Source organism: Arthrobacter sp. zg-Y750, from assembly GCF_020907365.1.
Classification (GTDB): Bacteria; Actinomycetota; Actinomycetes; order Actinomycetales; family Micrococcaceae; genus Arthrobacter_B.
In genome coordinates, this window is sequence record NZ_JAJJOC010000013.1 from 412,469 (window position 1) to 435,350 (window position 22,882).

A 22,882-nucleotide genomic window follows, 5' to 3' on the forward strand; every position below is an offset into this window, starting at 1 on the left:
CCTTTCGTCGTTGTAAGGCGGGTGAGAGCACGTACGTGCCGTGCACCACATTAGAGGACTTCGACGCCGCGCGTCCCGTACCAGCGGTACGAATCCGCGGTCCCGCCGTCACCGCCGTCACCGCCAAGGGTACGGATCCGGATTCCTATCTAAAGAACCCTTGCTAAAGGTTTCTTTAGCATCTAGGCTCACCGCATGGACCAAGACCGCGAGCCCGTCACGGGCAAGGAAAGCAGCACAGCCCCGGCAACACCCGGCGCGCCGGGCGAACAGGTGGTCTCGGACCCGGTACACATCCGCGCACTGGCGCATCCGGTCCGGCTGGAGCTACTGGCCTACCTAGACGACGCCGGCAGCGCCACTGCCACACAGTGCGCCACAGTCATCGGAGAATCCGTGGCCAGCTGCTCCTATCACCTGCGCATGCTTGCCCGGCACGGTTACATCGAACAGGTCGAGCAGCCGGGCCGCGAAAAGCCGTGGCGGCCGGTTTCCCGGCACCGGTCCCACGTCATTGATCCGGCCCAGCCCGGGTCGGCACATGCCGTTTCCGCCATGGCTGCCCTGGAGGTGGAACGGCAGGCCGTACGGATCCAGGACTGGCTGCACCGCTCCCCCGGGCTGCCGCCGGAGGATCTGGACGTTTCAACGGTGTACGAGGCCCGGACCTACGCCACGCATGAGGAAATCCGGCAGCTGCGCGAAGAAGTGTGGAACCTGACCCGCCGCTTCGAAGGCCGCTGGGAGGATCCCGGGCAACGCCCCGAGGGTGCTGTCCCGGTGCGGCTGTTCTCCGTGCTGAACATCGATCCGGGGCAGGAATGAGCACCGGGGCAGGAAGGAACACTGCCCCAACGGCTGTCGGCACCAACCGGGACGTGCTGCGGGTCCCGGGCTTCCGCCGGCTGGCCCTGGCCTGGGTCTTCTCCAACTTCGGCGACTCAGTCCTGTTCCTGACGGCGGCTATCTGGGTCAAGCAACTCACCGGCAGCGACGCCGCCGCCGGCCTGGTGTTCGCCGCACTCGGACTCCCCGCGTTGTTGGCACCCTTCACCGGGCGACTGGCAGACCGAAACCGGCGCAGGCCGCTGCTCATCCTCACCAACCTTGCTGCCGGCGGCGTGGTTCTGACGCTTTTGGCGGTCCGCGGTGCGGGCAGCGTTTGGCTGGTCTATGGGGTGATTTTTCTCTACGCCATTTGCTCCTACATCACCGCTGCCGCCCAATCCGGGCTGCTCCGCGACCTGCTGGAGATCCGCCTCCTGGCCCCTGCAAACGGCGTGCTCAGCAGCATTGACCAAGGACTGCGCATTGTTTCCCCGCTGGTGGGGGCAGGGATGCTCGCATTGTGGGGAATGGATACCGTTGTCCTGCTGGCCAGCGGGTGCTTCATCGTGGCCGCACTGGTCCTGGCAACCCTAACGCTGGCCGAAACAGTCCATGTCAGGGCAGAGGATGAGACGTTTTGGAAAAGCACGACGGCGGGCATCTCCTTCCTGCGCGGGCACCCGCTGCTTCGCCGGGCACTGCTGTCCCTGGGAATTGCCCTGGGCGCAACCGGAATCCTCAACGTGACGGTTTTCGCCACCGTGGAACAGGGGTTGGGCCGGCCGCCGGAATTCCTGAGCGTGCTGCTGGGCGTGCAGGGGGGCACGGCTATTCTGGGCGGACTCGCGGCAAGCGGAGTGATCCGGCGTCTCGGATTGCGCCGGTGCATGGTTTCCGGTGTCCTCCTGCTCGCGGGCGGTGTGCTGGCCACCGCACTTACCGTCCTGCCGCTGATCCTTGCCGGGGCTGCTGCGGTGGGCGCAGGTGTCTCCTTGCTGGTCATCGCCTTCGTGACGCTGCGACAGGAAGCGACACCGCTGGACATGCAGGGGCGAACCGCCGCGGTCACCCAGGTCATGACCAACCTCCCCCAGGTTGCCGCGTCGCTGCTTGCTGCCGTCCTGATCGGTGTCCTGCCGTACCAGGTTCTGGTTGCTGCCATGGGCGCCGCCTGCCTGCTGGCCGCAGTTCCCCTGCTGCCGCGCCGGACCGGTACACCGGTCAGAGCGGCCGGACCGGGGCGGGTAGAATGAGAAAGCTGTGTTCTGAGCAGCTGACTGCCGGGCGCGGACACAAGTCCCCCAGCAGTTCCACCCAACAGAGTCTGAAAGCAGCGGAGTGTCACAACAGGTTTCCACCACCGTCAGCGCCACCGCCACCAAGGAGATCGTCAAGGAGTCCGCCCGCCGGCGCACCTTTGCGGTGATTTCCCACCCCGACGCCGGCAAGTCCACGCTCACCGAAGCGCTGGCCCTGCACGCCCGCGTTATTGGTACGGCCGGTGCCACCAACGGTAAGGAAAACCGCCGCGAGACGGTTTCCGACTGGATGCAGATGGAAAAGGACCGCGGCATCTCCATCAGCTCCACGGCCCTGCAGTTCGCCTACCGGGACACCGTGATCAACCTGCTGGACACCCCCGGCCACGCCGACTTCTCCGAGGACACTTACCGCGTGCTCGCCGCCGTGGACTGCGCCGTGATGCTCGTGGATGCGGCCAAGGGCCTGGAAACCCAGACCATGAAACTGTTCGAAGTCTGCCGTGCCCGGAACCTGCCCATCATCACCGTGATCAACAAGTGGGACCGCCCCGGCCTGGACCCGCTGGCACTGATGGACGAGATCACCGAACGCACCGGCCTGGCTCCCATGCCGCTGACCTGGGCCGTGGGCATTGCCGGCGATTTCCGCGGCGTCTGGGACCTGCAGAAGGACGAATACGTCCACTTTGAACGGCAGAACTCCGGCGCCTCCCTGGCCAAGGAAGAGCACTTCACCCCGGCACAGGCCCTGGAGCGCGAAGGCGATGTCTGGACCGACTCCCTGGACGAGGCCGAACTGGTCATCGACGGCCGCGAGTTCGACCGCGACGCGTTCCTGGACGCCAAGGCCACCCCCATCCTCTTCTCCTCCGCCGCGCTGAACTTCGGCGTCAAGCAGATCCTGGACACCCTGGTGGACCTGGCCCCCTCAGCCTCGGCCCGCGAAGACAAGGACGGCGGCCTGCGCCCCGTCGAAGCGCCCTTCTCCGGCTTCGTCTTCAAGGTCCAGGCCGGCATGAACCGCGCCCACCGCGACCACGTGGCCTTCATCCGCGTGTGCTCCGGCGTTTTTGAACGCGGCATGGTGGTGACGCACTCCAATACCGGCAAGACCTTCGCCACCAAGTACGCCCAGCACCTGTTCGGCCGCGAACGCGAAGTGATCGACCAGGCCTACCCGGGCGACGTCGTCGGGCTGGTCAACGCCTCCGCGCTACGGGTGGGCGACAGCCTCTACGTCGAAGAGCCGGTGGAGTACCCGCCCATCCCGTTCTTCTCCCCCGAGCACTTCCGCGTGGCCCGCTCCCAGGACCCGAGCCGGTACAAGCAGTTCCGCCGCGGCATCGACCAGCTCGAACACGAGGGCATCATCCAGGTGCTGCGTTCGGACCGCCGCGGTGACCAGGCTCCCGTACTGGCCGCCGTCGGCCCCATGCAGTTCGAGGTGGTCGAAGACCGCATGACGCAGGACTTCAACGCCCCCATGCGCTACGAACAGCTCTCCTACTCGCTGGCCCGGCTCACCACGGCCGATGCCGCGGAGATCCTCTCCAACGTCCACGGCGCCGAGGTCCTTGTGCGTACCGACGGCGCGTACGTCGCCGTGTTCAACGATGTGTGGGCGCTGCGCCGGGTGGAGAAGAACCACCCCGAAGTTTCGCTGACCGTCATCGGCACCGAATCGCCGAACAGCAGCCGCGGCTACTAGGAGCCACGCGCCTCCGCACCCGTGCCTCCTGTACAGCACAGGCTGGCCGGACAAGGCCCAGGCAGCATCAACTGTACGAAAGCTGCGACGCACGCGCCCCGGTCGCAGCCAACTAGGCTAGCCTGCCCACATGACACGAAAAGCGAGGGCAGCAGGCGCGGTTCTTCTGGCCGCCCCGCTTGTGCTGATGGGTTGCGGAGGCTCTTCCGACCCCGCGCCGGCACTATCGGAGGAAGCCGGCAATTCCGCACCGTCGGGCACCTCGGCGGTCCAACCTGCCCGGCAGGCCGGGTGCCCGAGCAGCACAGGCGCAGTGCCGGCCGAACCAGCCACGCCCGTAGGACCCGTACCCGCCGACGACACGGCCGAACCGGCCATCCCCGCCGGCCCCGACCCCTGCGGGCTCTCCTCAGCCCATGCGGCACAACCCGGCGAAGCGGCGCTGGAATACTGGACGCCCGAACGAATGGAAAACGCCATCTCCGCGATGCCTACTGAGGACAGATAGCGGCCAACTTCCCGGGAAGCTGAACAGAAGCAAAACTACGGGTGTGACCCCGGACACGTCCGGTCATGCATAAGTGTTGCTAATCAGTGCTCCTGGTTCAGGTAAGCGTTAGGAATTTGTGAGTATGCTGGCCGCTATCTAGTCCAGCTGCCACCCGGTCTCAACGGGACGGCTCCTTCCCGGAAGGTCCCAGCTATGTCATCCCCCGTTTTCTCTTCCCTGTCCCGCCCGGACATCGCCGCCGTACCGGCAGGCTCCAACCCGGCCGACACGGATGCCTGGCATGCACTGAAGCAGGCCGCCACGGACCTGCAGCCGCTGCAGAACAAGAACGGCTCCATCGAGCCGGAACACCACGCCGCCGCGGCAGAACTCATCGGCACCATCACCGCCGCCGTCGACGCGCTGGCCCCGGCCTTCGCGCACGACGCCGAGTACCTGCGCCTTGCGGTGGCCGACTTCGAGCGCTGGGTTGCCGCCGGCCTGGACACGGAACCCGACTTCCTCGATTCGCTGATGGCCTTCGCCCCGCAGCAGCACCGCACCGACGGCCTGTCCCACCTGGTCGTGTTCCCCATGTACACGCAGAACGGCAGCTCCAACCGCCTGGTGGAGGCCGTGCTGATCGAGGTCATCTGGCCTGAGTTCGTCGCCGAACTCGAGGCGGGTGAATACTCCAACGGCCTGTTCGTCCCGATCCGCTTCCTGGACTTCACCCCCGGCTATGACACCAACTCCGCGGTGCTTTTCCCGGAAACCGTGGCCGTGCGGGAAACCCCGGCCTTCACTTGGGGCGCCATCTTCGCGGACCGGGAGGCCGCCCGCTTCCGCAGGGTGCTCGCCGCCGCAGCAGACATCACCTCGCTGCAGCTGCCCGCCGAGGCCGCAGAACTCCTGCAGGACCAGAAGCTCACCGAGGAAACCTTCATCATGTGGGACCTCATCCACGACCGCACCCACATGCGCGGGGACCTGCCCTTTGATCCGTTCATGATCAAGCAGCGCATGCCCTACTTCCTCTATTCCCTGGAGGAATTGCGCTGCGACCTCACCGCCTTCCGCGAAGCAGTGAAAATCCAGCGCAACGAGGACGCCCCGGAGGAAACCCGCCGGCATGCCCGGCTGGTCCAGTACGCCGTCATCTTTGACCGCATCTTCCGCTTCGCCATCACCGGCAGCAGGGTGCGCAACTATGACGGATTGGGCGGCCAGCTGCTATTCGCCTGGATGCACCAGAACCACGTGCTGCACTGGACCGACGGCAAGCTGAGCATCGACTGGGAGGAAACCGCCGACGTCGTCGTCCGGCTCGGTGCCCAAATCGAGGAACTGTACTGGCGATCCATCGACCGGCCCAAGACGGCGCACTGGCTCGCGGCGTACGATCTGGTGGCAGGAACGCTGACGCCGAACCCGGCGTCGGTCTGGGCGCAGGGTCCGCAGGCGCTGCCGCTGGACGGCCCGCCGCGCGGGCTGACCGACCAGGTGCTCGACGACGAGTTCCCGCTGTCCATGTTCTATGAAGCCCTGTCCAAGAAGATGGCCCCGGTGATCGAATCCACCGCCGGGATCACCGGCACCTCAGGAGACCTCCCCGGATGAACACTGAACCCGGCACCGCGCCAGCAGAAGACTCCAACGCCCTGAAAGGCCGGACGGTCCTGGTGGCCGGTGCCGGGAGCGCGTCGGGCACCGCGGCATGCGAGGCCCTGGACGCCGCCGGGGCCAAGGTGGTGGCCGTGGGGCGAGACGCCGCCCGGCTGGAAAACACCCTCTTCCGCCTCTACGACGCCGATCTGCGCACCTGCAACCTCGACGACGCCGAGGAGGTCGCCGCCCTGGCCAGCGACATGCAGGAAACCTACGGCGGGATCGACGGACTGATCCACCTGGTGGGCGGCTGGCGCGCCGGCACCGGCATCGGCACGCAGGCAGAGCAGGACTGGGACTTCCTGGAAACCAACATCCTGCGCACCCTGCGCAACGTCAGCCGGAGCTTCTACGACCAGCTGGAAGCCTCCCCGGACGGCCGGCTGGCCATTGTGTCCTCCACCGCAGTGGACTCCCCCACCGCTGCCGGGGCCGGCTATGCCGCCGCCAAGGCCGCTGCCGAAGCCTGGGTGCGGGCCATTGCGCAGGGCTTCACGCAGGCCCAGGCCGGAAACAAGGAGCATCCGGCTCCCCAGCACTCGGCCGCCGTCGTATTCGTGGTCAAGGCACTGGTGGATGATGAGCAGCGCGCGGCGGCACCGGAACGGAAATTCCCCGGATACACCGATGTCCGGGACCTGGCCGCCGCCGCCGTCCGGCTCTTCGAGCAGGACGCCGCCGAAATCAACGGACAGCGGATCCTGCTGGCCAACGGTCCTTCCGGAAAGTGATCTGCACAACTGCAACGTAAGAGATACTAGGAACCGTGACTGACATTCTCCCCCTGCACGACACCACCATCCGGGCCTTCGCCTCCGACAACTACTCCGGTGTCCATCCGGAAATCCTGGCCGCACTGACCGCCGCCAACCAGGGCCACCAGGTGGCCTACGGTGAAGACGTTTACACCGCACGGCTACGTGAGGTCCTTACGGACCAGTTCGGCAGCCGCATCCGCGCCTTCCCCGTCTTCAACGGCACCGGCGCCAACGTCACCGCCCTGCAGTCCCTGCTGCCGCGCTGGGGCGCGGTGATCTGCCCGACGACGGCGCACATCAACGTGGACGAAAACGGTGCCCCCGAGCGGATCGGCGGCATGAAGCTGCTGGGTATCCCCACCGGGGACGGCAAGCTCACCCCCGACCTGATTGACCGTGAAGCGTGGGGCTGGGGCGATGAGCACCGCGCCCAGCCGCTGGCCGTGTCCATCACCCAGTCCACCGAGCTCGGCACCCTGTACACGGTGGAGGAAATCGCCGCCATCGCCGACCACATCCACGCCCGCGGCATGAAGCTGCACATGGACGGCGCCCGGCTGGGCAACGCCGCCGCCAGCCTGGGTGTCTCGTTCAAGGAAATGACCGCCGACGCCGGAGTGGACATCCTGTCCCTGGGCGGCACCAAAAACGGCATGATGTACGGCGAATGCATCATCACCTTCGACCCCGAGGCCTCCCCCGGGCTGGATTACCTGCGCAAAATGAACATGCAGCTGGCCTCCAAGATGCGGTTCATTTCCGCACAGTTCGTGACCCTGTACGGCACGGACCTGTGGCTCCGCTCCGCCTCGCACGCCAACGCGATGGCACAGCGGCTGCGCGCCGCCGTGGAGAAGATCGACGGCGTGGAAATCACCCAGCCCACGCAGTCCAACGCGGTGTTCGCAAAGCTGCCGGCCGGCGTCGCCGACCGCCTGCGCGGTGACTTCCGCTTCTACGACTGGGACCAGTCCACCGGCGAGGTGCGCTGGATGTGCACCTTCGACACATCCGAAGCCGATATCGATGCGTTTGCCGAAGCAATCGCCCGCGAAGTCGCCGCCGACCCGGCGCCGCTGGCCGCGCACTGACCCCCGGTTACCTGCCGTCCGGCCGCCCCGCGCGGCTGGACGGGAGGTAACGAAACGGCCACACCGGCGAGCCTGCCCCGGCCGCAGTGTTCCGCAGGCCATAGTCTGCGGAGGTGAGTGCAATAGGTGACCTGTCCCAGGTGCCCCCGGATTTCCTGACGGCCCTCGGCGCCATGCGCCGGGCCGCGTGCCGGGCGGAGCTGAAGCTCGAGGAGATCCCGGCACCCACCCGCCTGGCCCCGTACGCTGTTTCCCTCGGCGCCGAAGTGCTGGCCCCCGGCCCCGCCGGACCCACCAGCCTGCACGGCCCCGCCGCCCTCCAGATACCCGAGCAGCTGGAACTGGCCACGGGCCGGTTCATCCTGCTGCACGATCCGGCCGGTTCACCGGTCTGGAACGGCACTTTCCGTATCGTCACGTACATCCGGGCCGAGCTGGAACCGGACATGGGCAATGACCAGCTCCTGGGCTCAGTGGCCTGGACCTGGCTGGTCGAGGCGCTGGAGCAGCACGGCGCCCGCTATTCCATGGCCGGCGGAACAGCCACCCGCGTGCTGTCGGAGAGCTACGGGACGCTGGAAGGCCGCGACGACTCGATCGACATTGAACTCCGGGCCTCCTGGACCCCGGCCGACGCCGACGTGCAGTCGCACCTGGAGGCCTGGTCCGACATGGTGTGCACCTTCGCGGGACTGCCGCCGCTGCCCGACGGCGTCACTCCGCTCCCCGGCCGGCGCCGCAGCTAGCTGCTGGCCCGCCGCTGCTGTCCGCGGCCGCCGCCTTCCTCGGTAGAATGGAATCCTTATGACCGCGCACATACCCGGCAGCACCGAAAACCCGTCCAGCACCGCACCTGTCGAAACGGGTGAACCGCCGGAGCCGCAGCCGGTTCCGGTCCTGGAAACACCGAGGGACGGGGTGCCCCTGGTCATCGACTCCCAGCGCGGCCTGGAACGGGCTGCCGCGGCACTGGCCGCCGGTACCGGGCCTGCCGGCGTCGACGCCGAACGAGCATCTGGTTTCCGCTACGGCCAGCGGGCCATGCTGGTCCAGATCCGCCGTGAAGGTGCGGGCACCTGGCTGATTGATCCCGAAGCCTTCGGCGACCTGCGCATCATCAACGACGCCCTGCGCGGCGTCGAGTGGATCCTGCACGCCGCCACCCAGGACCTGCCCTGCCTCTCCGCCCTGGGCATGTGGCCGGATCGGCTTTTCGACACCGAACTCGCTGCGCGCCTGGCCGGCCTGCCGCGGGTGGGCCTTGCCGCCGTCATCGAAAACCTGCTTGGTTTCTCGCTGGCCAAGGAGCACTCTGCAGCGGACTGGTCCACGCGTCCGCTGCCCGAACCGTGGCTGCGCTACGCGGCGCTCGACGTCGAAGTCCTCGCCGAACTGCGCATCGAACTCATCCGGGTGCTGGAGGAAGCCGGGAAGCTCGAACTGGCTGAGGAAGAGTTCGAAGCCATCCGCACGGCACCGCCGGCACCGCCGCGTGTTGATCCGTGGCGCCGCACATCCGGCATGCACCAGCTGCGCGACCGACGCCAGCTGGCGGCTGTCCGCGAACTGTGGACCGAACGCGAGCACCTGGCCGAGCTGCGGGATACCGCACCGGGCCGCCTGATCCCGGATTCCGCCATTGTTGCCGCCGCCCGGGCCATGCCCACCACCGTGCCGCAGCTGCTCAAGACCCCCGGCTTCCACGGCCGGGCCGCGCAGAAGGAAGCGCCGCGCTGGCTGCGCTGCATTTCCGCTGCGCGTTCCACCGAGGATCTGCCCCCACTGCACATCCCCACGCATGCACCGCCGCCCCCGCGCGTCTGGGCCAAGAACGATCCCGCGGCGGCCGCCCGGCTGCAGACCGCCAAACCACGCCTGACCGCACTGGCGGAGAAGCTCAACCTGCCACTGGAGAACCTTCTGACTCCGGACCACCTGCGCCGGCTGGCCTGGCGGCCACCGGCCGAAATCAACCTGGAGACCGTCAGCGCCGCGCTGCGCGAACTGGGCGCCCGGGAATGGCAGATCAGCGAAACTGCCGCGGTGCTCACCGTGGCCTTCCTGGATCCGGACCCGCTTGAGGAGAAGGAACCTGCCTCGGCGGAGGAGCAGCAGGGATCGTCCCGGACCCGGCGCCGGTAGTACCGGCATTCACGCATTGACAGGGCCGCGTCCCTGCGCTGGACTCGGCGGGTGCCCAGTCGAAACGGAACGCTCGCCCTGGTCCTCGCCGCGGTTCTTTACGCTGCGTTCATATGGTCTCTTTCCGCCTTTGTACTCCGGGAAATGCCCTGGTGGCTTGCAGCACTGGTGTTTTTACCGACCTGGGTATCGTGGATTCTTGGCTCAAGGCGCCGCACGCGCCGTTTCCTAGAGCGCGGAGAGTTTAACTGCTGGCTCCGGGTAGTTGCGGACAGCCGTCCCGGATACTCGTCCCGGTGGAAACGCGCCGTCGTTATCCCGTATTCAGGCCGTATGAGTATTACCGGTCAGGCAGCGGCGGCCGGTCAGGGCACCGGTGAAGGTGGTTTACTGCAGCTGTCCAATGCCACGGCTGTCTCCCGCCGTCCCCCGACACTGATCGAATCGCTCCGTTTTGGCCCCTATGTGCTGGTGGGCGACTACGCCGCAGATGGCCTGGAAGTGGAGGTCGCGGCATCAGGTGCGCACCTGGACCACACCGACGCCGTCCTGCGCGGTACCGCCGCCGCTCCCGCGTCCCGTCCACAGGCGTAGCCAAGGGGATAGCGGTGCGGGGCCGGATGGTTTATCGTCGCCGCAGACACGGCTGCGGATCCGCGCCACGAAGCAAGGGGGCCCACCATGACCGATACCTCAGCCACGATTTACCGGACCCGCATCGCCTGCTCCCCCGCCCGCGTCTGGGATGAGCTGACGGCCACCGGTATCCCCCGGCACTGGATGCGGGGTTCGGTCCTGAACGGGTCCCTGGCTGAAGGCAGCACATACGTTATGAATCACGACGGCGAAGCCCTGTTTTCCGGGACCGTCCTGACGGCGGAACCGCCGGTGCGGCTGGCCCTGACCTTCAACCCGCAATGGAACGAACGAGTGGCGGCCGAGGCGCCGGGAGTACTCGAATACACGCTCGAGCAGGCTGGGGCCGGCTGTGAACTGACCGTCCGGATCACGGGGCTCTACGGTGCCTCCGCTGTGTCCGTGGACCATGACACACCGGGGATCTACGCCGGCCTAAAGGCAATGCTTGAATCATTTCCGGTAGCCTGAGCAGTCCGCACCCGTGAGGGGTTGGGTGCCGTCCCCGGCACGCGCAATAATGGCGGATGCCTCTTCTAGCGCCCACCCCGGATTCCCTGCAGGCGGGCAGGTTCATCCTTCGGATACTCACCCCTTCGGACTGGCGCCTGGAACAGGAGCTGTCCATGGACGACGATGTGATCCGCTGGACGCTGTTCCCGCCGAACCTCAGCGATGACCGAGCCAGAATGCGCATGACACGTGTTGCCGAAGCCCGTGGGGAAAGCCTGATTGCCCGTTATTCGGTGCACGATGGCAGTGATGTCCTGGGCACCGCAGGCATTTCCTGTTCCGCGGACGGCACCCCTGAACTGATGTACGCGCTGCTGCCTGCAGGCCGGGGGCGCGGCGCAGCAACGGCAGCCACCCGCGGATTGAGTGAGTGGGCACTTGCCAACGGGTCCTCCAAGGTAGCGCTGCGCACCATCGCCGGAAATACCGTCAGCGAAGCGGTGGCACAGCGCGCCGGGTTCCGGGCCGTCCGGCGGGAACGGCAGCGCCAGCGGGACACCATGGTGGACATGCGCTACTGGACGCGCACCCGCTAATCACCGGTGGAGCCGTCAAGCAGCTCGCGCAGGATGTCCAGGTGTCCACAGTGCCGTCCGGTCTCCTCGATCATGTGCACCAGCACCCAACGCACATTCTGCTTGCCGCCGCCGCCCCGGCAGCGATCCTCAAGCCCGTGCCGGCGCATGACCTCTCGCGACTGCTCGCAGGCAGCTTCGTAGTCGGCGATAATCCCCGCCAGGCTGTCCTGGGGACTGACCCGGAACTCGCCGTCGGGATCCTCCTCGGACCATCGGGTGGGGGAAGCCGGCCAGGGTTTCGAATTCTCCGGCAGTTTCGGGCGGTTCCACCCGCTGATCTGCTTGCATCGGTCCAATCTAGCCCGCGGTTTTCCCCGTCCCGGCAGGCGCGCCGCCGGAATCCGGCGGGGAGCCCGGTTGTCCGTGCCGCATTTACACAGGGGCGTCAAACGGGTTACGCTAGAAACCTTGGTTTAGACGCGGGCCAATGGTTCCTTTGAGTTAGGAAACTTTGTGACCCATAATCCCATCACCCATGTTGACCTTTTCCCGGAATTCTCCACGATGACTGACGCAGCCTTGGAATCCCTGGCGGATCAGGCATTCAGCCAGCTTGAAGACGGCCCCCTCGTAGAGGGACTGTTCGCCTTCTACCTCTCCCTGAGTGCGGAGATTGAGGACCGCAGTGCAGGTCGCACTGCCGCACCGGCGCCCGCTTCCCAGGAAGAAAAAATCCTGCAGACAGCCGTTTAATACTCCGCATACAGAAACCGTCCCGTCTTCCGCGCCGAATGGCGCAGGAGACGGGACGGTTTTTTGTGCGGTATTGCCGCAGCAGCCGGTGCTAGCGGCGGACCTGCCCTTGGCCCTTGCTGCGGCCGGCGATGCCCTCGGCGACGCCGATCAGCAGTACAGCCGCGATGACGGCAACGATGAAGCCCAGGATATTGAGCTCGAAAATGTCTCCGGTGCCAAGCAGATTGGCAATCACGCCGCCGATCACCGAACCTACGAGGCCAAGCAGCAGGGTGGCGATGATTCCGAGGTTCTGCCGGCCCGGCTTAATGAGTCGAGCCAAGGCACCGATAATGAGGCCTGCAATGATGAATCCGATCATGACCATGATCCTTCCTAGCAGTGCATTAGGCAGAACCTCCCCCCTGGTCTGCGGATATTCCGCACCTGTTCTGCCTCATCAATGCTAGACACAGACCCACCGGAATTACTAAGCCTGCTGTTTATCGAGCGTGCGCAGGGCCGCAGAAACCGCCTGCCGCGTGGACTCCAGCTGATCCGCCGGCAGCTCCGGTTTGTCGCGGAGACGCTCAGCCTGCCGGAACTCCCGCAGGGCCCACCCGGGGTGGCCCGCGTCCAGCAGCACCTTTCCCCGGTGCTGGTGCAGGAAAGCGGCTGCGGACAGGACCGCAGCGGACTCTGCTGACCGGGACAGTGCTTCCCCGACGCGGGCGAGCAGGCGGAGCGCCTGCACTAGGTCTCCCTGCCACTGCAGCACCTGTGCCAGCCGGATCCCGGGCAGGACGGCGGCCAGCGGCAGGTCCCGACGCGTGTCACCCGCAGCAGCTGCGGCAAATGACGCGCGGGCCTCCGCCTCGGCCTCCGGAAGCCTGCCCAGGATTCGCAGCCATGCGATCCGGGCAGCCGCCGGCCCGGACGCCGCTTCCGGGCCGGCCAGCCACGCCTCGGCCGCCGCCCGGTCCGCCGGGACCTCGCGGAGGGTCAGCGGGTCTATGCGGTACTGCGGCTCTGCGCTTCCGGCCCCCGCAACGGACCCTTTAGCCCTACTCAAATACAGGAACACCGTCCCGCACCAGCCGCCAGTTGTCCTGCGCAAAGACGTCAGGATCCACAGCACCCTGGGCCACCACATAGTCAATGAGCAGCTGGCGGATTTCCGTCTGCTGGTTCACAAGCACCGGAGCCGTGCTGATGGAGGGGAAGTTGCCTCCACCGGACTGGCGGTAGTTGTTGGTCGCCACGGCGAACCGCTTCGCAGGGTCCACCGGGGACCCGTTGAAGCTCAGGTTCACGATCCGCTCCCCCACCGGACGGGAGATATCGATGTCGTAATTGACCCCGGTCATGACGTCGTAGTTATAGTCCGGGGTCCCGTTGGCATTGGTCAGGGTGGCGGGGTCCACCGCCGCGCCGGCAGGTGTCTGCACAAAGTACTTGGCGGAGTACTCCAGGTAGTCCTTGACTTGGCTGCCGGTCATTTCGACGGCAAAGAGGGTGTTCGGGAAGACGTAGAGCCCGGCGATGTCACGGATGGTGACCGGCCCTGCGGGAATCTCTGCCGTGCGGCTGAAGGGTGCCGCCACGGACAGCACCGGCAGGTCCGCGTTCGGCCCGCCGTCGAGCGCCCGGTCCACGGCCTGCGCCTGGACCGAGTTCACGAAGTCCATCACCGCCGTGTCGCGGTACCGCGATTCGGCTGCAGGCATCGACTGCGTGGCGGTGCCGATGGGCGTGTTCACGTAGTCGATGACGCGCCGGTGCTGCTCCGCCACCAGTTTGGAGACCTCGGGATCCGCTTCCGCTGTATTGGCGTTCAGCAGGGACGACGACGCCGAAGTCACGTCCCACTTGCCCCGCACCTTGGTCAGTTCGAAGTCCATAACGGACAGGCGCATTCCCCAGTTCAGCGGTTCTGTGAGCAGCACCTGCTCGCCAGTGGCCTTGTTGGTGACGAAGCGTTCCGGGATTTCCTGGTGCGCGTGCCCTACCAGCACCGCATCAATGTCCGGCACCGTTTCCGCAAGCTCGGTTGAGGCGTTTTCCAGCGGCAGGTCGTCCCCGTAGGAGGAAAGACCGGACGTTCCGGAGTGCGAGCTGACCACTACCACGTCAGCACCGCGTGCCTTCATTTCCGGCACATATTTTTGGGCCTGTTCAACGATGCCGGGAAATTCGAGCTGTCCCTCAACATTGTTCTTGTCCCAAATTGCCACCCCTGGGTTTGTGAGCCCCAGGATGCCCACCTTCACGGGTTTGTTTCCTTTGGTCTTGACCGTTTTGATGATGTAGGGGGTGAACGCCGGGGCGCCGGTGGCCGGGTCTACCGCATTGGCGCCGAGCAGCGGAAACGCCAGCTGGCTTTCAAACCCGCGCAGCATGGAAAGACCGTAGTTGAATTCGTGGTTGCCCAGCGCCGCGGCGTCGTAATCCATGGCGTTCATGGCCGCAGCCATGGGGTGGATCTCGCCTGTCTCCGTGATCGGGGCCGTGTTGGCGAAGTAGTCCGCCAGCGAGGTGCCCTGGATCGTGTCGCCCGCATCAATCAGCAGGGTGGATTCCCGGCCCCGGTCAGCGCGTACGGAGTCCACCAGGGTGGAAATCTTGGCCAGTCCCACATCGTTGTGGGCGGCGTCGTCGTACTCGGCATCCTGGAAATAGTCCCAGTTTTCAATGTTGCCGTGCAGATCCGAGGTGCCCAGGACGGTCACTCTTGCCAACTGGTCCTTCCCCGCATGGTCCGGCGGCGCTGCTGCTGCCGGGGTCATTGAACCGAGTGTAACTGCCAGTGCTGCAGTGACTGCAGCGGCCGCATTCCGGCGACCGGCGGATGAAAGCATTTAGAACTCCTCATAGTGCGTGCAGGTTCCCCCTAAGCACCCTTACAGGAGTTCGGTCTATTTCGGAAGTGTCCGGAGATAAAAACGCACCATTTACGGGTCACTTCGCATAAGAGGGCGTTTTACGGGTTCCCCCGCCCTCAGGAGCCCGTAATTTGTTTTCACCTCATTTACGCACCATGCATTTTCTAAGGGGATCCTTTGACAATCGAAAAAAGTTTTGCGCAGAAGGCTGCGGTGCTGATTGCCAGCGGCGCCCTTCTGCTTGCGCCGGGAACAGCGGCCGCAGTTGCAGCTCCGTCCGTCCTGCCCGCAGCTCCGGAAAGCAGCGGCGCTTTCGGAGCTCCGGGCGCTGACGGCACCGCCGCCAGGGCAGATGACCGCTCGGATCCGGCGGCGGACGAGCGGCGTGCGCTCAACCAGCAGGCCATTGAAAAAGTGGTCCGCGGCGAAGCGCCCGTCCGGCAGCAGGGCGGATCACAGTCGGTCCAGGTGGCGCCGGGCCAGTGGGCGGAGTACGGGCTGGAGGACAGCGACCAGATCCTGTCTTTCCTCATTGACTTTGGCAGCCAGGTGGACCCCCGCTTCCCCGCCTCCGCGCCGGGCCCGCAGCACAACGGGATTCCGCAGCCGAACCGCAGTGTGGACAACTCGACTTATTGGCTGCCGGATTTCAGCCGTGAGCACTACCAGAACATGTTCTTCGATCCGGCGGGCGAGTCCTTAAAGACGCTGTACGAGGAGATGTCCAGCGGCCGTTACACCGTTGACGGCGACGTCAGCGACTGGGTTACGGTGCCGTACAACTCGGCCAGCTACGGCGAGACCGAGAGCCAGGAGGACATGACCCGGTTCGTGCAGGACGCTGCCGACGCCTGGTACGAATCCCAGATCGCCGCCGGAAAATCTCCTGCCGACGTTGATGCCTACCTGGCCGGTTTCGACCAGTGGGACCGGTACGACTACAACAACAACGGCAACTTTGATGAGCCGGACGGCTACATCGACCACTTCCAGGCCATCCACGCAGGCGAGGGCGAGGAGGCCGGAGCAGCGACGTCGGCCATCTGGTCACACCGCTGGTCCGTAGGCCAGGCAGGCTACGGCATTGACGGCCCGGCGACCAACCCCTTCGGCGGCATCCGGATCGGTGATTCCAAGGTCTGGATCCGCGACTACACCACCGAACCCGAAAACGGCGGACTCGGTGTGTTCGCACACGAGTACGGCCACGATCTGGGCCTGCCCGACCTCTACGACACTGCCGGCGGCGACAACGGCACCGGTTTCTGGACGCTGATGAGTTCCGGTTCCTGGCTGGGCCGCGGCACGGATTCCATCGGCACCACCCCCAACCACATGGGTGCCTGGGAAAAGCTGCAGCTGGGCTGGCTGGACTACGATGTTGCCACCGCGGGGCAAAAGTCCACGCACATGCTGGGCGCGTCGTACCACGCCACCAAGAAACAGCAGGCGCTGGTGGTCACCCTGCCTCGGGATGCCCAGGGTAACGGCCGCTACTACATTGCCGAAAACCGCCAGTACGCCGGATACGACTCCACCCTGCAGACCGGCCCGTACAACTTCGGCTGGGCACTGAGCTCACCGGATAAGGTGGAACACTTCCCGTACCAGAACGGGCTGCTGGTCACCTACTGGAACGCCGGACAGCGCAACAACAACACCAGCCAGCACCCCGGTGCCGGACTGGTCCTGCCGGTGGACGCCCGCGCCACGGCCCTGCGCTGGACAGACGGCACGGTGGCACGGAACCGCATTCAGAGCTTTGACGCCACGTTCGGCAAGGAAGCAACGGATCCGATCCTGCTGCACCGCGAGACGGCGGCCGGCATGACCACCCTGCAGGTTCCGTCCCGGCCCGGTGTTGCCGTCTTCGATGACAGCAATCCCAATGCCTACTACGACCCCGCCAATCCGCAGGGCAGCGTGGTGGTTGCCGGAACCGGAACCAAGATCACCGTGGTCCAAAGCAACCCCAAGGGCATGATGACCGTCAAGGTCAACTAGCACCGCCCACCACCGACGGCAGGTGCCGGAGACTGTTTCTCCGGCACCTGCCGTTTTTTATTGGGCGGCGGCGCTTTTCCCTGTGCGGTGCCCGGGCAGGTCCCAACGCTCCTCGCCGTCCTCGTCCAGCTCCCCGCTGGCGATCAATCCCAGTTTGCAGGCGACGGCGGCGGAGGCCTGGTTCTGCGGATGGATGAACGCGGCAACCGGGACGCCGGAGCACCGCTGCAGCCAATCCAGCACTGCCCGGGCGGCTTCAGTGGCGATGCCGCGGCCCTGGAACGGTTCGCCCACTACCCACGCCAGGTACGCCGTCGGGCACGGCCCGCCCACAGCCACGGTGGCCTGCACGAATCCGACGGCCGCGCCTTCCTCCCGGATGATCCAGTTCAGCCATGCCTCGCGCCCGTCCGGTGAGACACCGACGGATTGTGCGGCATACCGGCCGGTCAGTTCCCCACGGGTGGGCGCCTCCCCGCCGATGTACCGGTAGAGGTAGGTACCGGCCAGCACCGGGACCATCTCCGCCGCATGGATAACGCTCAGGGGCTCCAACTGCAGGCGGGGTGCGCTGATGGGGGCGGCACGGAGGATGGTGTTCACGGCACCAGTATCCACTGCCCCTGGATTACCAATAGCCACGCATCAGCTCTGTGGCCCAGGCTGGCTGGGCCACGGGCCCCCAGGGACAGGCCGCCCACCGACCGGATCTGCACAATGGTGGTGCCGATCCGGTTCGGCCGGCGTGGCTGAACTCCGCCAGTCCCCACAATGCCTCCTCGGTGAACAGTGCGGGATCCAGCGTAATCACGGCCCGCTCCTGGTCCCACTGGTCATCCCGCACCTCGCTGCGGCTGGACGACACCTGCCCGATGGCCTCCATCTGGAACTTCACTTGGCACTCACCGCTTTCCCTCCGGTTTCCCTCCGGTTTCCGGCAAGGATTATGTCAGCCGCCGCGGACTGCAGGGGAATCCGTGACGTGACCCTCGGGCACTCCTGCCCGGGCGGGCGATGTGAAAGGCTGGGTCCATGACGCGCACTGAACGGATACCGGCATGGCTGCGCCGTACGGGCATTGAGGTGGCGGGCTGGACGCTGGTTGTCCTGGGCCTGGCGGCCCTGGTGCTCCCCGGGCCCGGCTTGCTGATGATAGTTGCCGGTCTTGCGGTGTTGTCCCTGCGCTACGCCTGGGCCCACCGCTGGCTGAACCCCGTCCGGGTGCGTGCCTTTCGTGCTGCCGCTCAGGGGGTGCAGACCTGGCCGCGGATCGCCGGAACCGTCTGCGGCGCCTTGGCCGTGACGGCAGCCGGGGTGCTGTGGGGTATCTGGCGGCAGGCACCGAAGTGGTGGCCGCTGCAGGATACCTGGTGGCTGCCCGGCGGATGGGCCACCGGCGTCACCATGATTGTTTCCGGCTGCCTGGGACTGGCCCTGATCGGGTACAGCTATGTGCGGTTCCATGGGCCGGACAAGCCGGGGCCGAAGGACATACACTGACCGGCTGCGCGTTCACTGGATATGCCCGGCACGCAGGGACGGAAATGGCACCGGCCCACGTTCCGCGCTAGGGTGCAGAAACCGCTCAGCACAAAGCGTTATCCGGCAACGGATGGGGAACCACTCCCCCGGTGCCGGATAACGCTTGCCCGTCAAAGGAGACTGCAATGCCCAAATCCGCACCCGTCCGCACCGCAACGGCACAGGACACCACGGTGGACCTGCTGGTGATCGGCTCCGGCACCGGCATGGCCGCTGCACTGGCTGCCGCCGAACTGGGGTCCTCCGTCCTGATCGCAGAGAAGACCGCCTACGTGGGCGGCTCGACGGCACGGTCCGGCGGTGCGTTCTGGATTCCGGACAACCCGATCCTGCGCGAAGCCGGTGCCCCCGATTCCCCCGCCCGCGCGGCCGCCTATGTGGACGCCGTCGTCGGCGACACCTCCCCGCGGGAACGCTGGCAGTCTTTCCTCGACAACGGCACGGACACCGTGGACATGCTGCGCCGGACCACCCCCATGCGCTTTATGTGGGACAAGGAGTACTCCGACTACCAGCCCGAGCAGCCGGGCGGCTCCGCCATCGGCCGCAGCTGTGAATGTATTCCCTTCGACGCCAACCGGCTGGGGACCGAACGCGCCCGGCTCCGCGGCGGCACCATGGAGGCACCCCTGCCCATGCCCATCACGGGCAAGGACTACCGCTGGCTGAACCTGCTCGCCAAGGTCCCGGCCAAGGGCTTCCCGACGGCAGTGAGGCGAGCGGTGCAGGGAATCGGCGGACTGGCACTGAAACGGGACTATGTCGCCGGCGGGCAGGCCCTCGCTGCCGGGCTGTTTGCCGGAGTGCTGAAGGCGGGCATCCCGGTCTGGACGGAAACATCCCTGGTCCGGCTGATTTCCGACGGCGGCCGGGTCACCGGTGCCGTCCTGGAGCAGGACGGCACGGAGGTGACGGTGACGGCACGCCAGGGCGTGGTGCTCGCCGCTGGCGGCTTTGACCACGACATGGCCCTGCGGCACAAGCACCAGTCCCCAGCCCTTGAAGGGTGGAGCTTCGGCGCCGAAGGCAATACCGGTGACGCCATCAAGGCCGGTGTGGACGCCGGCGCCGGCACCGCACTCCTGGACCAGGCCTGGTGGTTCCCCGCCGTCGCGCCGCTGCCCGGGGCCGCACCGTCGGTGATGCTGGCCGAGCGTTCCCTGCCGGGCTCGTTTATTGTCGACGACGCCGGCAAGCGGTTCGTGAACGAGGCGGAGAACTACATGTCCTTCGGCCAGCATGTGCTGGAGCGGGAGAAGCAGGGCGACCCGGTGGGCACCATGTGGATGATCTTCGACCAGGAATACCGCAACAGCTATCTGCTGGCCGGCGCCCTGTACCCCCGCTCGCCGCTGCCCGCAGCATGGTACGAGGCGGGCATCGCCGCGAAGGCCGGCAGCCTGGCCGAGCTCGCCCGGAGCATCGGGGTGCCCGAAGACACGTTCACGGCCACGGCGGCCCGCTTCAATGAAGTCGCCGCAGCCGGCGTGGACGAGGACTTCCACCGCGGCTCCAGCGCCTACGACCGCTACTACGGCGACCCGACCATCCGGCCCAACCCGAACCTGCGCCCCCTGAGCGGCAAGACCTTTTACGCCGTCAAGATGGTGCTCTCGGATCTGGGTACCTGCGGCGGCCTGACCGCGGATGCCCGCGGGCGGGTCCTGCGCGAGGACGGCACCGTGTTGGAGGGGCTGTACGCCATCGGCAACACGGCAGCGAACGTCTTCGGCAAGAGCTACCCCGGGGCAGGCGCCACCATCGGCCAAGGCCTGGTGTACGGCTACATTGCGGCACGGGACGCCGCCGGCAAGGGCTCCCCGGCTGCCGCTGCCGGCTCGGCGGAGCGGCCCGCCGGACACTAACCAGTCATTTCCCGCGCCGCCGCCAGATAAGGCGCCGTCCGGCTTGCGTCCCAGCCGGACGGCGCCGACGGCGGTGCACGGCCGGCCCGCTTCCGGCGATTTCTCTTGTCGACAGCATGCCCCCGGTCTAATGTCACCAGCCTGAAAGCAAGCGGAAAAGCGGCAGGTCTCCGCTTTGGGCCGAACGGGCGGAGCGATCAATGAGCAAGGGCACGCTCGACGAGCTTGGCGGGCAGGTACCGCAGAACGGGCAGGCACCCCGGAACGGACCCGCACCCCAGGACGAGCATGCGCCGGCCGGCAACGGCGTGCCGCTTCGGGTCCTGCAGCGGGTTGTCCTGCCTCTGGACAACGAGCTCGAGACCCTGCCTTTGTACATCGACCGGGATACGGGCCCCGGCGCGCCGGCCGTTGCAGCAGGAAACTCCGAGCAGGCGGGCGGCGGGTTCCGTCCAGACGACATCCTCAGCCGCTCCTCGGCCCGCGTCCGGCCCGGGTTGCGGGTCTCCTTCGGCTCCTACTTCAACGGCTTCCCGGGCGGTTACTGGAGGCGGTGGACAGCGGTTGAAACCGTGCTCCTGCGGGTCCGGACCACTGGGTCCGGCTCCGTGATGGTCTACCGGTCCACTGCCCTGGGCTCTGCCCAACGGGTGGCAGTCCGTAAGGTCTCAGGCAACGGTGAAGCCATTTTCAGGCTTCCGCTTGCCGCCTTTGGTGACGGTGGGTGGTATTGGTTCGACCTGCTGTCCGGGTCCGGCGGCATGACCCTGGCATCGGCGGACTGGTGCACCGAGAACGCAGCCCCTGCACGGAAGGCGACACTCGGCATCACGACCTTCAACCGCCCTGACTACTGCTTGGCAACCATGTCCGCCATCGCCGGTGATCCGGGCATCAGGCCGATCCTCCATGAGCTGGTGGTGGTGGACCAAGGCAGCCGCAAGGTCCAGGACGAGGCAGGCTATGAAGCAGTGGCTGCTTCGCTCGGTCAGCAGCTTCGTGTTGTGAACCAAGACAATCTGGGCGGCTCCGGCGGTTTCGCCAGGATTATGAGCGAGACCGTACGCTCACCCGAGTCGGCCTACGCGCTGCTCCTGGACGACGACATCGTGCTTGAACCGGAAGGAGTGCTTCGTGCCGTGGCCTTCGCGGATCTATGCCGCAGCCCGGCCATTATCGGCGGGCATATGTTTGATATGTACAACAAGTCCGTCCTTAACGCCTTCGCGGAAATGGTGAATCCGTACCGGTTCTTCTGGGGCCCGGAAAAGGGCCTGGCGGCGCACGACTTCGCGGTCTCCGGTTTGCGTTCCTCCAGTGCGCTGCACCGCCGGTGGGACGCCGACTACAACGGCTGGTGGATGTGCCTGATCCCATCGGAAGTCATCCGTGCCGCCGGGTTGCCCCTGCCTGTTTTCATCAAGTGGGACGACGCCGAGTATTCGCTGCGGGCCCGCGACCTCGGCTTCCCCACCGTGTCTTTGCCGGGCGCTGCGGTATGGCACGTCCCCTGGGCGGACAAGGACGACGCCGTCGACTGGCAGGCATACTTCCACGAACGCAACCGGCTCATTGCGGCGCTCCTGCACTCGCCCTACCCACGGGGCGGGCGGATCCTGCGCGAAAGCCTTGATACCGACTTCCGCCACCTCTTCTCCATGCAGTATTACCCGGCAGCCTTGCGCCTCATGGCCCTGCGGGACGTTCTGAACGGTCCGGCCGGGCTGCACGAGTCCCTGCCGACAATGCTTCCCAAGCTGCTGGCGCTGCGGCACGGCTATCCCGATGCCCTCATCAACGCAAAGCCCGGCACCCTTCCCTTCAAGCGGACAGGACTGAAGCTGCCCAAACCGGTACGGAAGATGCGCGGCAGCTATCCTCCCCGGTGGGGACCGTGGACCCTGAAGGCGGTGGCCAAGCAGACCGTGCAGCCGTCCCGGACCCAACCTGCCCGGGAAGCAGCAGTCAGCCACGACGACAGCAAGTGGTGGGTCCTGTCCCAGCTGGACGGAGCCGTCGTCACCAACGCCGAGGGCACGGGGGCCGCCCGCTACCGGCGTGATCCACGCCAGGTCCGCAGGATGCTCGCCGAAACGACGGCCCTCAAGCTCCAGCTGTACCGCGAATGGGCACGGTTGCGTTCGGCCTACCGTGCAGCGTTGCCGGACGTCACTTCGTTGGAGTCATGGGAGCGGACCTTCACGGCCAGCACCCGCGGGGACTGAGGCGTACCGCGGCCC

At 66.5% G+C, this 22,882-nt stretch carries 22 protein-coding genes; 17 read left to right on the forward strand and 5 right to left on the reverse strand.

Annotation, left to right across the window (positions count from 1 at the left end):
• Positions 1 to 195: 195 nt before the first annotated feature.
• The 12 genes from LOC57_RS09850 to LOC57_RS09905 all read left to right on the forward strand — a co-directional run bounded on the left by LOC57_RS09850 (position 196) and on the right by LOC57_RS09905 (position 11,632).
• Positions 196 to 825, forward strand: coding sequence for a winged helix-turn-helix domain-containing protein (locus LOC57_RS09850; protein ID WP_229959431.1), 630 nt, complete (start codon positions 196 to 198; stop codon positions 823 to 825).
• Positions 822 to 2,081 (forward strand): MFS transporter, encoded by a 1,260-nt coding sequence (locus tag LOC57_RS09855; RefSeq protein ID WP_229959433.1) that lies wholly within the window; start codon positions 822 to 824, stop codon positions 2,079 to 2,081. The genes LOC57_RS09850 and LOC57_RS09855 overlap by 4 nt, the downstream gene beginning before the upstream one ends.
• Before the next feature lie 85 nt (positions 2,082 to 2,166).
• A complete protein-coding gene (locus LOC57_RS09860) occupies positions 2,167 to 3,798 on the forward strand; it encodes a peptide chain release factor 3 (protein ID WP_227926502.1) in 1,632 nt (543 codons plus the stop codon).
• A 130-nt stretch (positions 3,799 to 3,928) separates the two neighbouring features.
• Positions 3,929 to 4,306 (forward strand): hypothetical protein, encoded by a 378-nt coding sequence (locus LOC57_RS09865; RefSeq protein ID WP_229959435.1) that lies wholly within the window; start codon positions 3,929 to 3,931, stop codon positions 4,304 to 4,306.
• Positions 4,307 to 4,501: 195 nt separating this feature from the next.
• A complete protein-coding gene (locus tag LOC57_RS09870) occupies positions 4,502 to 5,908 on the forward strand; it encodes a DUF6421 family protein (protein WP_227910985.1) in 1,407 nt (468 codons plus the stop codon).
• A complete protein-coding gene (locus LOC57_RS09875) occupies positions 5,905 to 6,687 on the forward strand; it encodes an SDR family NAD(P)-dependent oxidoreductase (RefSeq protein ID WP_229959437.1) in 783 nt (260 codons plus the stop codon). Before LOC57_RS09870 ends, LOC57_RS09875 begins: the two co-directional genes overlap by 4 nt.
• 35 nt (positions 6,688 to 6,722) lie before the next feature.
• Positions 6,723 to 7,805, forward strand: a complete 1,083-nt coding sequence (locus LOC57_RS09880; RefSeq protein ID WP_227910983.1) for a threonine aldolase family protein — start codon at positions 6,723 to 6,725, stop codon at positions 7,803 to 7,805.
• Between the two features lie 122 nt (positions 7,806 to 7,927).
• A complete protein-coding gene (locus LOC57_RS09885) occupies positions 7,928 to 8,551 on the forward strand; it encodes a DUF3000 domain-containing protein (protein WP_227911125.1) in 624 nt (207 codons plus the stop codon).
• Between the two features lie 58 nt (positions 8,552 to 8,609).
• A complete protein-coding gene (locus tag LOC57_RS09890; RefSeq protein WP_227910981.1) occupies positions 8,610 to 9,947 on the forward strand; it encodes an HRDC domain-containing protein in 1,338 nt (445 codons plus the stop codon).
• Positions 9,948 to 10,280: 333 nt separating this feature from the next.
• Positions 10,281 to 10,541, forward strand: a complete 261-nt coding sequence (locus tag LOC57_RS09895; RefSeq protein WP_227910979.1) for a hypothetical protein — start codon at positions 10,281 to 10,283, stop codon at positions 10,539 to 10,541.
• Between the two features lie 87 nt (positions 10,542 to 10,628).
• A complete protein-coding gene (locus LOC57_RS09900) occupies positions 10,629 to 11,054 on the forward strand; it encodes an SRPBCC domain-containing protein (RefSeq protein ID WP_227910978.1) in 426 nt (141 codons plus the stop codon).
• 56 nt (positions 11,055 to 11,110) lie between these two features.
• Positions 11,111 to 11,632: a GNAT family N-acetyltransferase gene (locus LOC57_RS09905; RefSeq protein ID WP_227910976.1), complete on the forward strand. Its 522-nt coding sequence runs from the start codon at positions 11,111 to 11,113 to the stop codon at positions 11,630 to 11,632.
• Here LOC57_RS09905 and LOC57_RS09910 read toward each other — a convergent pair.
• The gene (locus tag LOC57_RS09910; RefSeq protein WP_229959439.1) at positions 11,629 to 11,970 is read right to left on the reverse strand and encodes a mycothiol transferase; all 342 of its coding nucleotides are present in this window, start codon (positions 11,968 to 11,970) and stop codon (positions 11,629 to 11,631) included. The genes LOC57_RS09905 and LOC57_RS09910 overlap by 4 nt on opposite strands.
• A gap of 157 nt (positions 11,971 to 12,127) precedes the next feature.
• On the opposite strand from LOC57_RS09910, the gene LOC57_RS09915 reads away from it, so the two are divergent.
• Positions 12,128 to 12,367, forward strand: coding sequence for a hypothetical protein (locus LOC57_RS09915; protein WP_229959441.1), 240 nt, complete (start codon positions 12,128 to 12,130; stop codon positions 12,365 to 12,367).
• 91 nt (positions 12,368 to 12,458) lie between these two features.
• On the opposite strand, the gene LOC57_RS09920 is transcribed toward LOC57_RS09915, so the two are convergent.
• From LOC57_RS09920 to LOC57_RS09930, 3 genes are all read right to left on the reverse strand, one after another.
• The gene (locus LOC57_RS09920) at positions 12,459 to 12,737 is read right to left on the reverse strand and encodes a GlsB/YeaQ/YmgE family stress response membrane protein (RefSeq protein WP_442860125.1); all 279 of its coding nucleotides are present in this window, start codon (positions 12,735 to 12,737) and stop codon (positions 12,459 to 12,461) included.
• A gap of 102 nt (positions 12,738 to 12,839) precedes the next feature.
• Entirely contained in the window at positions 12,840 to 13,421 is a 582-nt protein-coding gene (locus LOC57_RS09925) for a hypothetical protein (protein WP_227910970.1), read from the reverse strand.
• Positions 13,414 to 15,135: a bifunctional metallophosphatase/5'-nucleotidase gene (locus LOC57_RS09930; protein ID WP_229959443.1), complete on the reverse strand. Its 1,722-nt coding sequence runs from the start codon at positions 15,133 to 15,135 to the stop codon at positions 13,414 to 13,416. The genes LOC57_RS09925 and LOC57_RS09930 overlap by 8 nt, the downstream gene beginning before the upstream one ends.
• A 273-nt stretch (positions 15,136 to 15,408) precedes the next feature.
• On the opposite strand from LOC57_RS09930, the gene LOC57_RS09935 reads away from it, so the two are divergent.
• Positions 15,409 to 17,235 carry an immune inhibitor A domain-containing protein gene (locus tag LOC57_RS09935; protein ID WP_229959445.1) on the forward strand — a complete coding sequence of 609 codons (1,827 nt, stop codon included), beginning with the start codon at positions 15,409 to 15,411 and terminating at the stop codon, positions 17,233 to 17,235.
• A 57-nt stretch (positions 17,236 to 17,292) separates the two neighbouring features.
• Here LOC57_RS09935 and LOC57_RS09940 read toward each other — a convergent pair whose 3' ends face one another.
• On the reverse strand, positions 17,293 to 17,838 hold the full coding sequence (locus LOC57_RS09940) for a GNAT family N-acetyltransferase (protein ID WP_229959447.1): 546 nt from the start codon (positions 17,836 to 17,838) through the stop codon (positions 17,293 to 17,295).
• A gap of 429 nt (positions 17,839 to 18,267) precedes the next feature.
• Between LOC57_RS09940 and LOC57_RS09945 the strand changes: the two genes are divergently transcribed.
• The 3 genes from LOC57_RS09945 to LOC57_RS09955 all read left to right on the forward strand — a co-directional run bounded on the left by LOC57_RS09945 (position 18,268) and on the right by LOC57_RS09955 (position 22,867).
• Positions 18,268 to 18,735 carry a PGPGW domain-containing protein gene (locus LOC57_RS09945; RefSeq protein ID WP_227910963.1) on the forward strand — a complete coding sequence of 156 codons (468 nt, stop codon included), beginning with the start codon at positions 18,268 to 18,270 and terminating at the stop codon, positions 18,733 to 18,735.
• Positions 18,736 to 18,902: 167 nt separating this feature from the next.
• Positions 18,903 to 20,642 (forward strand): 3-ketosteroid-delta-1-dehydrogenase, encoded by a 1,740-nt coding sequence (locus LOC57_RS09950; protein ID WP_229959455.1) that lies wholly within the window; start codon positions 18,903 to 18,905, stop codon positions 20,640 to 20,642.
• A gap of 200 nt (positions 20,643 to 20,842) precedes the next feature.
• Positions 20,843 to 22,867, forward strand: a complete 2,025-nt coding sequence (locus LOC57_RS09955; RefSeq protein ID WP_229959457.1) for a glycosyltransferase — start codon at positions 20,843 to 20,845, stop codon at positions 22,865 to 22,867.
• Positions 22,868 to 22,882 lie beyond the last annotated feature (15 nt).